The following is a 14,561-nucleotide window of genomic DNA, read 5'->3' as shown; positions in this document are numbered from 1 at the left end:
GCGGAGGCATTGCAGATCGGGAAGGATTGGGCAAGCCGCCCGACAAAAAGGGCGGCCATTGGCGACCGCCCTGATCTGAACCGCGCTTGGGAGGAGGAAAGGCGGATCCGACTGATGAGAATCATGCGCTTTAAGGGTTAACGAAACGTTAACCCTTTTGGCGGGCAAATTTGCCGCCGGGAGTATTTCATCAATCTGCCAGTCCAGGCATCGGCCATGCAAGCGCCATCCGTAGTGAATGCACCAAATTTTGACGGCGTCAAGATTGAGTTGGAGGCAAGCGAATGGTATGGCGACCCGATCGCAGAGATGGACCAATGGCATCGGACACGGCGCGACGGCAACGAGCCGGCTATCACCACGGCGACCTGCGCGCCGCACTACTCGCCGCCGCCGAGCAGGAACTGATCGAGAAGGGCGTGGAAGGGTTCAGCCTGCGCGGCGTCGCCAAGCGCGCCGGCGTGTCACACGCCGCCCCGGCGCATCATTTCCGCGACACCAAGGATCTGTTGACGGCGCTGGCTGCGCTCGCGGCGCGGCGCTTTCGCGACGCCATGCTCGACAGGCAGTTGCAGGCGCCGAGGAACGCCCGCTCGCAATTTATCGCGTCGGGTCTGGGCTACGTGGAATTCGCGCTCGCCAATCCGGCGCTCTTCGACCTGATGTTCGGATCGAAACGGCCGGACTTCGCATCCGAAGACTTTTCAACGCCGGCTTCGGAGGCCTTCATGGTACTGGTCGAGGGCGTCGCGGCGCTACGTGGCGACGACCCGCTAACATTGGCCGAAGGTCGCGCCGAAATCCTCGCCGCTTGGTCGCTGGTCCACGGACTGGCGGAACTGCTGATCGCCGGCCGCCTTGCATTCGCCGAGGCCGACCTCGCGGCCGACCGCGAAGGCACGATCTTGCGCGCCATCGAGCGTGCCCTGCCGCTGGGCGGAAAGACCTGTTAGACGCCCAAAAAGCTGGAGCTGGCTGGCTACCAGCGCGGGTTGACTTTCGGAGTCGTCGAAGGAGCCGGGGCCGGCTCGGGCGCGGAGGCTGGCTCTGCCGGCACCGAGGCCTTGGCCGCGGAGACAGTCGCCTCGACATGGTCGATTAGCGCGTCCGGCAGGCCGAGCCGGCCGGCCAGCAGGTCGAGATAGCCGCGCTCGGCGCGCGAATTCGGATCGATCGCCAGCCGCGAGGCGGCATAAAGCTCGACCTTCTGCTCCTCCGTCTTGGCCGCGGCCGCGAGCGCATCGAGATCAAGCGGCGCCTCCAACTCGGCCATCAGGAATTTTTCGGCGTCGCCGCCGATGCCGGCTAGGCTGAGCTTGTCGGAGATGCGCTTGCGCTCCTCCTCGTCGATATGCCCGTCGGCCTTGGCCGCGGCGATCATGGCGCGGATAAGCGACAGCGCGAATTCGGCGTCGCCCTGGGGAGCGTTGTCGGGATGGAAGCCCGTGTCCGAGGGCGGCGGCAGCATTTCAGGCTGGGAGCTCGCCGTCTCGCTGGTGTCCTTTCCGGCCTGCCAGTTCTTGTAGGCATGATAGGCAAGCCCGCCGATTGCCGCCAAGCCACCCACCTTGGCCGCCGTGCCGGTCACCGAGCGCCCTGTGCTGGTGCCGAGCAGCACGGCGACCAGCGCGCCCGCCGCAAGGGGGTTGTCCTTCGCCATCCGCATCGCCTTGCCGGCGCCGTCACGCACCGTGCCGCCGGTACCGGGCACGTTGGAGCCAAGCAGATCGTCGAGCAGCTTCTTGGGATCGAACATCAAGGCCTCCGCTTTCTGGTCCCGCTGGCCGGGACGGTCACAGGTCCGTCAGAATTAGGCAGACCATCGCGACAATGCAATGACCGGCGCAGCAGCTCAACTGCCGATCGGCAGCGGCAGTCCCAGCGCCTCCGCGCGCTCCACCTGGCGCTGGCGCTCGGCATAGCGGGCGCGGTCCTCGTCACTGCGCTCGTCGTGGCAGCGCTCACATGAAATACCGGGCCGATATTTCGGCGACAGGCGGTCGGCCGGCGTCAGCGGCGCCCGGCAGGCGCGGCAAAGCTCCGCCTCGCCTTCCGCCAGCCCATGCGTGACCGAGACGCGCTCATCGAACACGAAACACTCGCCCCGCCACAGGCTTTCCTTGGCCGGCACATTTTCCAGATATTTCAGGATGCCGCCCTTGAGGTGGAACACGTCCTCGATGCCCAGCGACTTCACATAGGCCGTCGCCTTTTCGCAGCGTATGCCACCAGTGCAGAACATCGCGACCTTGCGGCCGGCGAGTTCCTCGCGGTGCTTTTGCGCCCAGGCGGGAAAATCCCGAAAGCTGCGGGTATGCGGATCGACCGCGCCCTGGAAAGTGCCGAGCCGCACCTCGTAGTCGTTGCGCGTATCGACGACGATCGTGCCAGGGTCGGCGATCAGCGCATTCCAGTCCGCCGGCTCGACATAGGCGCCTGCGCTGGCGGTCGGGTCGATGTCCCCGACGCCCATTGTGACGATCTCGCGTTTCAGCCGCACCTTCATGCGGTGGAAGGGCATCTCGTTTGCACCGCTGTATTTGACGTCGAGGCCTGCCAGTTCCGGCACCGCCTGCAGCTTGTCGATCAGCGCGGCGATCGCCTCCTCGGTTCCAGCGACAGTGCCGTTGATGCCCTCATGCGCGAGCAGAAGCGTGCCCTTGATGCCGTGCCCGCAGCAGAAGGCGGCCAGCGAAGCGCGCAGTTCCTCAAATCGATCCAGTCGGCAGAACCGATAGAGCGCGGCGACGCGGAAAGCCTGTTCTGGTGGGGGCGAGGTCATGGCCGCTGCCCGTATCGGTTCATCCGCGCCTTTTCAAGGCGAAGACCGGCTCGTCGGAACCCCGCAGGCGGCCTGATGGCCTGCGCGGATTGCTCGCGTCGCGGCCGCCAAATGCAGGGTCGTTTCGTGGACTTGCCCAGCCCACTCTGCTAAATCGGTTGAATTCCAACCATTCCCCGGACCGTATCGATGCCAAGCAAGACCGAAACGCTGCTGTCCCTGCTCGACGGCCAACCCGTCATTCCCGTCATCAAGATCGAGGATGCGGACAATGCAGTTCCGCTCGCACGGGCGCTGGCGCGCGGCGGACTGAAGGTGATCGAGATCACGCTGCGCACGCCGAGCGCGCTGGAAAGCATCCGCCGCGCCGCGGCTGAAGTGCCGGAAGCCGTGGTCGGAGCCGGCACCATTCTGGACGCCGCGCAATTCGACCAGGCGGCCAGGGCGGGCTCGCGCTTCATCGTCAGCCCCGGCGTCACCCGCGACCTGCTGTCGGCTGCCGCCGGCAGCGAGGTGCCGCTGCTACCCGGCGCGATCACGCCGGGCGAGATCATGACCGCGCGGGAAGCCGGCATCGACTTCCTGAAATTTTTCCCCGCCGAGCAGGCTGGCGGCGTAGCCTTCCTGAAGGCGCTGGCCTCGCCCTTCGCCAGCATCCGCTTCTGCCCCACCGGCGGCGTCTCGCAGAAGAATGTGAAGGACTATCTGTCGCTGCCCAACGTGATTTGCGTCGGCGGCTCCTGGGTCGCGCCCGACGACCTGATCAAGGCCAAGGACTGGGCGGCGATCGAGGCTCTGGCCCGCGAGGCTTTTACGCTGCGCCACCGGTAAGGCCGGCTGCGCACGCGATTCGCTGTCTGTACTAAATGAAAAAGCGCCGGAGCGACCGGCGCTTTTCGTTTGTCTGAACCGAGCCTGCGCGGATTGCGCTACTCGAAGCGGGCCACCGACAGGAATTCCACCGACTTGCCGGTAAACCGGTTCGGATTGGGAATCCCCTGGTCGTCCTTGCGGAAACCGGAGGTGTAGACCTCGCGCGGTGCGGTCACCACCGCGTTGTAGGCGAACGACGGAGCGGTCGTGCTGGCGGCGGCGGTCTCGGCCATCTGGTCGCTGTTCAGCGCCCAGCGGGCGGCCTTCGGCTCCGCCACCTTCACCTGGCTCTTGCGGTCGGGCTTGGCGTCGCTGGCCGTGGCGCGCGCCGTCTTGCGGGTGGTCTTTACGCCGAGCGACGAAACGGTATCTGGGTCTATGCCGGCGGTGACCACCTGTCCGGCCGCACCGGCCGTGACCGATGCTAGCGCGGCGACGCGAGCCTCGTTCGCTTTCATCACTGCCTTGACCGCGGCTTGGTCCTCCGGGCTGGTCGCCGTGGCCATCTGCGGACGCTCGGACGGCAGCGCGGTCAGAAGTTCGTCGTCGTCGGGGCGCGCCATTGGCATCGGCACGGCGGCTGCGTCGCTCGTCGCCGGCCGGTCGCGATCGGCCGAAATCAGCGCCATCAGAACCTCGTCCTGCATTCCGGGCGCCGCGTCCTGCGCCGGCTTTGCGGCATGGTTCGGCCGCGGCGTCGGCAGCGGGATGCCGAGCGCAACCTCGGTGGCCGGCTGCGCGGCGGCAGCGCCCGCAGGCACGTCCTGGGCCTGACCGAACGGAATGTCGGTCGGCGTGTAACCCACGGCTGCGGCTTCGTCGACCGTCGCCATCGCGACTTCCGTGCCGCTGACGTCGGTCTTCGGTCGTGGCGCCATCAGCGGCAGCGGCACGGAGCGGGCCGGCAGCGCGGCGATGATCGCCTCGGGCGTCTCCGGCGCCTCCGGCTCGGATTCGGCCGCCACGGGTATATCCACGCGGTTCGCCTGGTCCGGGGACACGATCTGGATACCCGGCAGATTGGGCTTGGCGGCCGCCGCGGGCGGCTCGGCCTTGGCCACCTGGACGGGCGCCTTCTTCTCCACCGCCGGAGCAGGCGCCTCGTTTACCACGCCTTCTTCGTCCTCGTCTTCGCCGCCGCCGAACAACGCCGCCAGCAGGCCTTTCGACGGCTTGCTGCTGCCGGTGGAGGCCAGCGCCAGCGCGGTCGCGCCGGTCTTCTTCCGAGCCTCGTAGGAGGCGACCGCCTGGTCGAAGCCGGGCAGCGGCTTGCCGTCGCTCGGCATGTGCAGGGTCTTGCCGTTCGGGAAAAGCGCCACCAGTTCCCTGCGGCTCATCCGCGGCCAGTGGCGCACATTGCCAACGTCCATGTGGACGAACGGCGACCCGGAGCGGGGATAGTAACCGACGCCGCCGACCTGCATCTTCATGCCGGTGTCGCGCAGCTTTTTCAGACTGACGCCGGGAATGTAGAAATCCATCGCCTTGCCGAGCATATGCTGGCTCCTCTTGGCGACGCCACGGCTGCGGCCGCGCAGCATGGAATTGGTCGCAGGCGAGCGATAGGCCGAGACGACGTTGATGTAGTCGCGCGCGCCGACAGACTTGTAGACCGACCACACGAGGTCGAGCAGGCGCGGGTCGACCTTGGTCGGCTCGTTGCGACGCCAGTCCCGCAGGAACATGTTGATCTTCTTGAGGCCGGCCTGGTCGTAACGCCCGTTGCGCTTGTAGGTGATCTCGGCCCGTTCCTTGGTGTGGATGAAATAAAGCTTCAGCGTACGGGTCTCGGCGCTCGCCGCGCCCATGCCCCAGACAGTCGCGCAGAACGCGACCATGAGACCAACAACCCAGTTTCTCCAGCGGGTTCCCTCGTCGTCTCGCCGGTCTTGGTGTCGCTCGATGCTGATCAAATCAAAAGGCCTTGCAGACTGCCGTTTGTCCCCGGATTTGAACTCCGGACGCCGGTGATTCCCGACACCCAGACTATCGATCCTAATGGTTAATCACAGCTTATTGAAGCCGAAATGCGGTAAGAGCGTGGCGATATCCTGTCCAAATTCGCGCTGCCAACCACATGGTTAACAGCCAGAATATGACGGCTAGCTTACGCGATGCTTGCGTTAACGTCTACGACGCGAGCCGGTCGGAACGCCCGGTTTCCGGGTCGATGCCGTATTCCTTGAGCTTGCGGTAGAGCGTGGAGCGGCCGATGCCCAGCCGCCGCGCCACTTCGCTCATCTGCCCGCTGTAGTGGTCGATCGCCATCACAATCATGTCGTATTCGACCTCGGCCAGTGGCCTGACCTCACCGCTGTCGTCCAGCGCCCGGAGCATGCCAGTGGCCGGGAGCATCATTGCGGCCGGCGCTGCCGGTTCCGCGGTGGCCGCCTCGAACAGATCGGGCTGCGGATCGCGCGGCGCCTCGGGGCCGCGATCCGCCGCCGCGTCGAGGTCGACGGTGCCTTCCACCTGCGCCCGTATCTGCGGGAACTCCTCCTCGGTCAGCGTGTCGCCGTCGCAGAGCACCGTGGCGCGGAAAACGGCGTTCTCGAGCTGCCGGATGTTGCCCGGCCAGTCATACGCTTCCAGCATGGCGAGCGCGCGCGGCGAGACCGCACGCACCCTGCCCTTGGTCTCGGTCGCCGAGAACCGCGCGAGAAAATGCCGCGTCAGCGGCTCGATGTCCTCACGCCTGTCGCGCAGCGGCGGCACGACGATCGGATAGACGTTGAGCCGGTAGAACAGGTCCTCGCGGAAGAGACTGTCCTTGACGCGCTGCAGCAGGTCGCGATGCGTGGCCGAGATCAGGCGGATGTCGACCTTGATGGCGGAGCGCCCGCCGACGGGATCGACCTCGCCTTCCTGCACGGAGCGCAGGAGCTTGACCTGCACGTCGAGCGGCAGGTCGCCGATCTCGTCGAGGAACAGCGTGCCGCCATTCGCCTCGACGAATTTGCCGGCGTGCTTTTCGGTGGCGCCGGTGAACGATCCTTTTTCGTGGCCGAACAGGATCGATTCCACCAGATTGTCGGGAATGGCGCCGCAATTGACGGTGACGAAAGGTTTTCCGGCGCGCTCGCCCGATCCTTGGATCGCACGCGCCACCATTTCCTTGCCGACGCCGGACTCGCCCTCGATCAGGATCGGGATGTTGGAGGCGGCAGCCTTGCGCGCCAGCCTCAGCATCTTGTCCATCGTCGGGCTGCGGGTGACGATGTCGGAGAAGCCAAGCGTGCCCGTGGCGCGCCGCGCCACGCGCTTGGCCTCGTCGCCACGCGTCTCGACCCTCAGCGCATTGGCGAGCGCCACCTTCAGCCGCTCCGGCGAGGCCGGCTTCACGACGAAATCGAAGGCGCCGTGGCGCATGGCATTGACTACCGTCTCGATGCCGCCCTGCGCCGTCTGGACGATCACCGGTAGTTCGAGCCCGCGTTCGGCCATCGCCTTCAACACGCCGATGCCGTCGAGGCCGGGCATGTTCAGATCGAGCACGAGCGCCGAAATGCCCTTGCCGTCAGGCCCGTCGAGCACGGTCAAAGCGGCCTGGCCGTCGGTTGCGATCACAGCCGCGTAGCCGAAACGCGTCACCGCCGCTTCAAGCAGCCGCCGCTGAACCGGATCATCGTCAACGAGAAGGATACGTGCCGTCATGGCCCCTTCGACTTCAGCGGAAAACCGTTCTGGCCATGGATGCCGTCTGGATGATACTGGCACCCGGACCTAAATAAGCGTTTAAATTTCCGCCCGACTTCCCACCAATGGCGGCCGCCCCCCGGAATCGAAAGAGGATGACGATGCGTTTTGCCCCAAATGCCATAGCCGGCGCTGCAGTGGCGACCGTCGGCGCGCCGCCGCTGGGCGACCTGCCCGAATGGAATCTGGCCGACCTCTATCCTGGTATCGAGTCGCCCGAGGTGAAGCGCGATCTCGCCCTGGCTGCCGAACAGTCGGTGGCGTTCGAGAAGCGCTGGAAGGGCACGCTGGCTTCCGAAGCGTCCGCCGGGAAGGCAGGACGCCTCGGCCAGGCGCTGAAGGAGTACGAGGCACTGGAAGAGCTCATGGGCCGCATCGCCTCTTATGCGGGCCTCGTCTACGCCGGCAACACCGCCGACCCGCAATTCGCGAAGTTCTATGGCGACGTCCAGGAGAAGATGACGGACGCCAGCGCGCATCTCCTGTTCTTCTCACTGGAGCTCAACCTGATCGAGGACGAAGCGATCGCCACGGCGCTCGCTGCAGATCCGGTCTTTGGCCACTACCGGCCCTGGGTGCTCGACCTGCGCAAGGACAAGCCTTACCAGCTCGAGGACCGCATCGAGCAGTTGTTCCACGAAAAATCGGTGACCGGGCGCGGCGCCTGGAACCGGCTGTTCGACGAGACCATGACGGCGCTGCGCTTCAGTGTCGACGGCGAGGACCTGACGCTCGAGCCGGCGCTGAACAAGCTGCAGGACCCCAACCCGAAAGTCCGTCAGAACGCCGCCGCGGCGCTGGCGAAAACTTTTGAGGAAAACCTCCGTGTCTTCACGCTGATCACCAACACGCTCGCCAAGGACAAGGAGATTTCCGACCGCTGGCGCGGCTTTCAGGACATCGCCGATTCCCGCCATCTCGCCAACCGCGTCGAGCGGGAGGTCGTGGATGCGCTGGCCGCCGCCGTTCGCGACGCCTATCCGCGCCTGTCGCACCGTTATTATAGGATGAAGGCGCGCTGGCTCGGCATGGACAGGATGAACCACTGGGACCGCAACGCGCCGCTGCCCGAAACCCCGCAGGCGACGATCGGATGGGACGAAGCGAAGAACACTGTGCTTTCGGCCTATCACCGTTTCTCGCCGGACATGGCCGACATTGCCCGCGGCTTCTTCGACCGCAAATGGATCGACGCGCCGGTGCGGCCCGGCAAGGCGCCGGGCGCCTTCGCGCATCCGACCGTGCCTTCGGCGCATCCCTATGTGATGCTGAACTACATGGGCAAGCCGCGCGACGTGATGACGCTGGCGCACGAACTCGGCCACGGCGTGCACCAGGTGCTGGCCGGCGCGCAAGGACCGCTGATGTCGTCGACGCCGCTGACGCTCGCCGAGACCGCCTCGGTGTTCGGCGAGATGCTGACCTTCCGTTCGCTGCTCGACCGCACCACCGACCGGCGCGAACGCAAGGCCATGCTCGCCCAGAAGGTCGAGGATATGATCAACACGGTGGTGCGCCAGATCGCCTTCTACGAATTCGAGCGCAAGGTCCACACCGAGCGCAAGAATGGCGAACTGACCTCCGACAGGCTCGGCCAGTTCTGGCTGGAGGTGCAGAAGGAGAGCCTTGGCGAGGCCATCACGCTGCGCGAGGGCTACGAGACCTTCTGGACCTACATCCCACACTTCATCCATTCGCCTTTCTACGTCTATGCCTACGCCTTCGGCGATTGCCTGGTGAATTCGCTGTTCGCCGTCTACCAGAACGCCGAAAAGGGCTTTCAGGAGAAATATTTCGACATGCTGCGCGCCGGCGGCACCAAACACCATTCCGAACTGCTCGCGCCGTTCGGGCTGGACGCGTCGGATCCGGCCTTCTGGGGAAAGGGGCTCTCGGTCATCTCCGGACTGATCGACGAACTGGAAGCGCTCGACTGAACGGGCGCGCCAGCCGTCGGCTTCCCCCAGGCAGGCCCAAAGCTGCGCAAACGATCCTCCGACTTGCCAATAGGCGCACGCACGCGCCCCGGCTAGGTTCGCGCATCGACGACGGCAGCCGGTCGCAGGACGGCTGCGCAAGTAACGTGACATCATCCTGGTTTCGATTGACCGATTAAATGGCAAAGCCATCTGATCCCTTCGTCCTCTTCCGGGACGACCCCGCTGGCCGGTCGGTTCTGTTCGAGCGACCGCGCGACATCCTGTCCGCTGACACGCCTGAAGCCTTCTTTGCCGTGCTGGATAAAGCCGAAGCTGCGCGCGACGCCGGCAAATGGCTGGCCGGCTATTTTTCCTATGAAGCCGGCTATCTTCTTGAACCCAAGCTGCGGCCGATCCTCCCGGAAGGACGCCGCGCGCCGCTGGTCTGCCTCGGCGTCTTCGACGGGCCGGCAGATACGGATCAGCCAATAGGGAAAACGGCTCCGACCAACGGCCCGATCTTCGACGCCCGCGCCACATGGACCTTCCCGGAATACGAAAAGCGCTTCGCAAAACTGCATGGACATCTGCGCGCAGGCGACTGCTATCAGGGCAATCTCACCTTCCCCGTCCATGCGAATTGGAGCGGCGAGCCGCTCGCCGCCTTCGACGCACTGACCGCCCGCCAGCCGGTGAAATACGGCGCGCTGGTCGATCTCGGCGGGCCGGTGGTGCTGTCGCGCTCGCCGGAACTGTTTTTCGAGATCGGCCAGGACGGCTGGATCGAGACGCATCCGATGAAGGGCACGGCGCCGCGCGGCGCGACGAAGGCCGAAGACGTCCGGCTCAGGGAGTTTCTTCGCAACGATCCGAAGAACCAGGCCGAGAACCGCATGATCGTCGACCTGCTGCGCAACGACATCTCGCTGGTCAGCGAGGTCGGTACGCTGGACGTGCCCGAACTCTTCAAGGTCGAGACCTATCCGACCCTGCACACCATGGTCAGCCGGGTGCGGGCGAAACTCCTGCCCGACCGCTCGATCCGCGACGTGTTCGCCGCGCTGTTTCCCTGCGGCTCTGTCACCGGCGCGCCGAAGATCCGTGCGATGGAGATTCTGCGCGAATTGGAAACCACGCCGCGCGACGTCTATTGCGGCGCCATCGGCTGGATCGCGCCCGGCGGCCCGATGCGTTTTTCCGTGGCGATCCGCACCATCTCGCTCTTCCCGGACGGCGAGGCCGTCTACAATGTCGGTGGCGGAATCGTGTTCGATTCCACCGCAGAGTCGGAGTACGAGGAATGCCTTCTGAAGGCCCGCTTCGCGACGGGAACGGTCCCGGCTTCGAGCTGATCGAGACGCTGCGCTGGGAGCCCGAAGGCGGCTTTGTCCGGCTCGAGCGGCATCTGGCGCGGCTCTATGCATCGGCTATCGCGCTCGGTTTCCCGGCAGACCCGCAAAAGATCGGCGAGGCCCTGCACGAGTGCGAAGGCGAACGTGTGCCGCTACGCGTGCGGCTGGCGCTGGCTGGGGACGGCAGCGTCAGCGGCGTCACCCAGCCCTTCGAACCGCTCCCCGAAAACAGCGTTTGGACCCTGCGCATCGCAGGCACACGGATCGACTCGGCCGATCCGCTGCTGCGTCACAAGACGACGCGCCGGGCGCTCTACGAGACAGCGCGCGCCGAGTTTCCGCGCGACCAGGCCGACGAGATGCTGCTTCTCAACGAGCGCGGCGAAATCTGCGAGGGCACCATCACCAACATCTTCCTCGGCGCCGGCGATGGCGGCCCGATGCTCACTCCGGCGCTGTCCTGCGGGCTCCTGCCGGGCGTGCTGAGAGACGAGATGCTCGACGACGGAAAGGCGCGCGAAGCCGTGCTGATCCTGCACGATCTCTGGACGGCGCAACGAATATATGTCGGCAACTCCTTGCGCGGGCTGATCGAGGCGCGGATTTCCGCTGCGCCGGCAGCGGGTTTTGGAACACGATGATTTGACGGCGAAGGTGACGCCCTCTACACTGTGTTCGCCAGAGTTCACCTGTGTTCGAGGATCACACCATGGCCGCGAGCGAGACTTTTTCGGTACGCCTGCCTCCAGAGACCAAAAAGGAGCTGGAAGAATACGCCCGCGCAACTCAGCGTTCCACGGCCTTCGTCGTGAAGGAGGCGGTCGAGGCGCATCTTGCCGAGCGCCGCGCCTATCTCGCCGCGATCGAGGAAGCGGAGCGGGAGATCGAGCGAGGCGAAACGGTCGATGGCGAAGAAGTGATCAAATGGCTCGAGTCCTGGGGTACTGCCAATGAGCTGCCTCCTCCGAGCGTTCGCAAACCAAAAGTCGCCTAGTGAGAATCAAGCTCTCCAAGTCGGCCGAACGTGACCTGTCGGCATTGCGCAGCTACATTGGCGCGGACAATCCCAGAGCGGCCGACGAGGTTTCGGGACGCTTGGTCAAGGCGTTTCTCCTGATCCGCTCCAACCCGGAAATCGGCAGGCCGAGCCCTTCCGGAAAAACACGAGAGTGGTCGGTTCCGGGGCTGCCTTACTTGATCCCCTACAGGATCAGGCCCGGCGTTCTCTATATTCTTCGCATCTGGCACACGAGCCGCGACCGCCCCGAGCAATGGTAGACTTGCTTCCCGCCCACACCCCTTATGACGGCTCGTCGAAACTGTTCACGATCGGCCTGAAGCCGCTCGACCTGAGCGACTGGATCGAGGTCGACAAACGCTACGAAGCCTACATCGCCGAGAAGCAGCGGCTTTATGCGACGATCCCGGAAAAAGTCTTCGTCGAGGAACCTGATACGCGCGAGGCGCAAGCCGAGGTGCTCGATCGGCTCGCCGAGCATCTCTGCGCCAACGCCGCCCGCCTGTTCGCCATACCGGAGCAGAAAGCACTTTTAGATGCAAACCTTGCAGCCGCGCAAGCGCCGTTGCGGGCCGCCTCGCTGCTGGTGCAGGAGGACCTGATCCTGATGCGAAGGGGCGAGAATGGTTGGCGGCTGGTGGCCGGATCGCTTTGCTTCCCATCCTCCTGGTCGCTGCTCGAAAAGTTCGGCCGGCCTCTGCAAGAAATCCATACGCCCGTGCCGGCCTTCGGTCCGGGCACGCGCATGGCAGAATTGATCCACCGGATGTTCGACAACCTGCAAGGCCAGGGCGTCCAGCGTTTCAACTGGTCGATCCAGGCGAACGCCGACCTCTACCACCCGCTGTCGAACGTGGCCCGCATCGACCGCGCCACCAACCGCCCGTCTAAATTCCCGGATCTCGAAGCCGCCGCCCGCGCCTTCATCCGCGTCGAGCGCCAGACGCTGCGAAAAATGCCGATGTCGGGCGACATCCTGTTCACCATCCGCATTCATCTCGATCCGCTGGCGGCCCTTCGCCGCCATCCGGACCGCGCGGCTCTGGCAAAATCCTTCGTCGAGCAGCTCGGCGCGCTCGACGAGGCGCAACTCGACTACAAGGGGCTGACCGCCGACCGCAACCGGCTGACGGAGCAGTTGCTGCTCATCGGTGCGGCCTGACCAGCCTGGGATTCCTTGTTCTGTCGCATGATCTTGTCCGAAAAGTCTGCACCTTTTCGGGATCATGCTCTATCGCTGCGCCGGCGCGCCGGTCACCAGCGTAAAGGCGGCGTCTCCCGCCGCTTCCATATAGGCGGGGTCGCGGTTGAGCAGCACCACCGCGAAGGCGCCGTCGAGCAGGATCACCACCTGGCGGGCAAGCTGCGCCGGGTTTTCGAGCCCTTCAGCCGCGAACATCGCGGCAAACCAGTTTTCGAAATCCTTCTTGTGGGCGACGCCGATCCTGATCGCCGGATGCCCCGGCATATTGGCGAGTTCGGCCGCAGTGCGCAGGAAGGCGCAACCCCTCCAGCTCGGCCGTCGCGCCGCGCGCGCCAGATTGCGGAACACGGCGCGGGTTTTCTCGGCGACGCCACCCTCAGCCTCCGCGTACCAGCGCCGGAACCGCGCAAGATTCGGTTGTTCCCGCTGCTGCAGATAGGCGGCGATCAGCTCGTCCTTGCTGGTGAAATGGTAATATAGCGTGCGCTTGGTGACGCCGGCCCTTTCGGCCACCGCGTCGACGCTGACCGCGCGAATGCCCTCCCCGTAGAAGAGGTCGGATGCCGCATTGACGATGCGGTCACGGGTAGAGAGTTCGGCCGAGGTCATGCTTCCATGTATACCGACTAGTGAGTGTGATCAATCGCGGCACAACGATAGGCTGGCGGCGTGTGAAGGAGGCCTTTCATGCTGCACCAAGCCTTGTCCGCCGCCGAGCCCGTCACTATTCCTTGCGCCGACGGCGTGGTCCTGCACGGCCATTTCTGGAAGGCCGCGCACGGACAGTGCACCGGCACCGTGATCGTCAACGCGGCGACCGGCGTGATCGCCCGCTACTATGCCCGCTATGCCGCCTTCCTTGCAGCCCATGGCTTCGACGTCTGGACCTACGACTACCGCGGCATCGGGGAATCGCGTCCGGCCAATCTGCGCGGCTGCGGCTATCGCTGGCGCGATTGGGGCGAGAAGGATTTCGAGGCCGTGCTCAAAGTGGCCAGGGCGCGGGCCGGCAAAGCGCCCCTGCTCGTCGTCGGCCACAGCATCGGCGGCGTCCTGCCCGGCCTCGCCGAAAGCGCGCCGGCGATCGACCGCATGCTCACCGTCGGCGCGCAATACGCCTATTGGCCGGACTATGCGCCGAACCGCGGTGCCAGGCTCTTCCTGAAATGGCATGTCGTCATGCCGCTGGTCACCGCGGCCTTCGGCTATTTCCCGGGAAAACGGCTCGGTTGGCTGGAGGACCTTCCCGCCGGCGTCGCCAACGAATGGAGTTTTCGCGGGGCAAAAATGGAACGCAGCCATCCTCGCGCCGAGCGGCCGGAAGTTCTCCGCCGCTTCGCTGCCGTCAAAGCGCCGATCCTGGCGGTGACGGTTTCCGACGACGAATTCGCCACGCCGCGCGCCGTCCGCCGCGCGCTCGGCTACTACAGCGGCGCGGCCCGTCAGGAAGCCCTGCTGTCGCCGTCCAATCTCGGAATGAACGCGGTCGGCCATTTCGGCCTGTTCCACGACCGCCATGCCTCGGGCTTCTGGCTCGACACGCTGATGTGGCTGCGCGACGGCACGAATCCATGGCCGGGCAAGGGTTTTGGCCCGTCGCTGGACACAGCCGATTGGGACATGCCGCCACTCCCGCCATACATTCGTCGCTACTATTGAGGCCGTCAGGCACGGCTGTTGGCCGGCGCGAAGAGCGGTACCGCGAACCTGAAAACCG

Annotated in this window: 14 protein-coding genes; 9 read left to right on the top strand and 5 right to left on the bottom strand. The window is 65.3% G+C overall.

From position 1 onward, the window contains the following. Positions 1-317 precede the first annotated feature (317 nt). Complete coding sequence (locus RB623_RS06415) at positions 318-953, top strand: TetR-like C-terminal domain-containing protein (RefSeq protein WP_308055943.1); 636 nt, start codon at positions 318-320, stop codon at positions 951-953. A gap of 26 nt (positions 954-979) precedes the next feature. Here RB623_RS06415 and RB623_RS06410 read toward each other — a convergent pair whose 3' ends face one another. Together RB623_RS06410 and RB623_RS06405 are read right to left on the bottom strand one after the other, a co-directional pair. After that, entirely contained in the window at positions 980-1,756 is a 777-nt protein-coding gene (locus RB623_RS06410; protein WP_308055942.1) for a tellurite resistance TerB family protein, read from the bottom strand. Positions 1,757-1,852: 96 nt separating this feature from the next. After that, positions 1,853-2,782 (bottom strand): rhodanese-related sulfurtransferase, encoded by a 930-nt coding sequence (locus tag RB623_RS06405; protein WP_308055941.1) that lies wholly within the window; start codon positions 2,780-2,782, stop codon positions 1,853-1,855. A 189-nt stretch (positions 2,783-2,971) separates the two neighbouring features. Here RB623_RS06405 and RB623_RS06400 point away from each other — a divergent pair, with 189 nt between their 5' ends. Then, on the top strand, positions 2,972-3,613 hold the full coding sequence (locus tag RB623_RS06400) for a 2-dehydro-3-deoxy-phosphogluconate aldolase (protein ID WP_308055940.1): 642 nt from the start codon (positions 2,972-2,974) through the stop codon (positions 3,611-3,613). 98 nt (positions 3,614-3,711) lie between these two features. On the opposite strand, the gene RB623_RS06395 is transcribed toward RB623_RS06400, so the two are convergent. Both RB623_RS06395 and RB623_RS06390 read right to left on the bottom strand, forming a co-directional pair. Beyond that, the gene (locus tag RB623_RS06395; protein WP_308055939.1) at positions 3,712-5,493 is read right to left on the bottom strand and encodes a DUF882 domain-containing protein; all 1,782 of its coding nucleotides are present in this window, start codon (positions 5,491-5,493) and stop codon (positions 3,712-3,714) included. A gap of 292 nt (positions 5,494-5,785) precedes the next feature. Then, positions 5,786-7,309: a sigma-54 dependent transcriptional regulator gene (locus RB623_RS06390; RefSeq protein WP_308055938.1), complete on the bottom strand. Its 1,524-nt coding sequence runs from the start codon at positions 7,307-7,309 to the stop codon at positions 5,786-5,788. A gap of 143 nt (positions 7,310-7,452) precedes the next feature. Here RB623_RS06390 and RB623_RS06385 point away from each other — a divergent pair, with 143 nt between their 5' ends. From RB623_RS06385 to RB623_RS06365, 6 genes are all read left to right on the top strand, one after another. Beyond that, on the top strand, positions 7,453-9,288 hold the full coding sequence (locus RB623_RS06385) for a M3 family oligoendopeptidase (RefSeq protein ID WP_308055937.1): 1,836 nt from the start codon (positions 7,453-7,455) through the stop codon (positions 9,286-9,288). Between the two features lie 179 nt (positions 9,289-9,467). Then, entirely contained in the window at positions 9,468-10,622 is a 1,155-nt protein-coding gene (locus RB623_RS06380) for an aminodeoxychorismate synthase component I (RefSeq protein WP_308055936.1), read from the top strand. Then, the gene (locus RB623_RS06375; RefSeq protein WP_308055935.1) at positions 10,571-11,263 is read left to right on the top strand and encodes an aminotransferase class IV family protein; all 693 of its coding nucleotides are present in this window, start codon (positions 10,571-10,573) and stop codon (positions 11,261-11,263) included. The genes RB623_RS06380 and RB623_RS06375 overlap by 52 nt, the downstream gene beginning before the upstream one ends. Before the next feature lie 68 nt (positions 11,264-11,331). Continuing rightward, complete coding sequence (locus RB623_RS06370) at positions 11,332-11,616, top strand: ribbon-helix-helix protein, CopG family (protein WP_308055934.1); 285 nt, start codon at positions 11,332-11,334, stop codon at positions 11,614-11,616. Next, positions 11,616-11,900 (top strand): type II toxin-antitoxin system RelE/ParE family toxin, encoded by a 285-nt coding sequence (locus RB623_RS30350; protein ID WP_374121645.1) that lies wholly within the window; start codon positions 11,616-11,618, stop codon positions 11,898-11,900. Before RB623_RS06370 ends, RB623_RS30350 begins: the two co-directional genes overlap by 1 nt. Further along, the gene (locus RB623_RS06365) at positions 11,894-12,802 is read left to right on the top strand and encodes a DUF3445 domain-containing protein (protein ID WP_308055933.1); all 909 of its coding nucleotides are present in this window, start codon (positions 11,894-11,896) and stop codon (positions 12,800-12,802) included. The genes RB623_RS30350 and RB623_RS06365 overlap by 7 nt, the downstream gene beginning before the upstream one ends. Before the next feature lie 69 nt (positions 12,803-12,871). On the opposite strand, the gene RB623_RS06360 is transcribed toward RB623_RS06365, so the two are convergent. Next, positions 12,872-13,453 carry a helix-turn-helix domain-containing protein gene (locus RB623_RS06360; RefSeq protein WP_308055932.1) on the bottom strand — a complete coding sequence of 194 codons (582 nt, stop codon included), beginning with the start codon at positions 13,451-13,453 and terminating at the stop codon, positions 12,872-12,874. Between the two features lie 78 nt (positions 13,454-13,531). Between RB623_RS06360 and RB623_RS06355 the strand changes: the two genes are divergently transcribed. Then, entirely contained in the window at positions 13,532-14,503 is a 972-nt protein-coding gene (locus RB623_RS06355; protein WP_308055931.1) for an alpha/beta fold hydrolase, read from the top strand. Positions 14,504-14,561 lie beyond the last annotated feature (58 nt).

Source organism: Mesorhizobium sp. LHD-90, from assembly GCF_030929505.1.
In the GTDB taxonomy this organism is placed as follows: Bacteria; Pseudomonadota; Alphaproteobacteria; order Rhizobiales; family Rhizobiaceae; genus Kumtagia.
The sequence above is the reverse complement of the archived record's forward strand: the minus strand, read 5'-3'. Positions and strand labels throughout refer to the sequence as shown.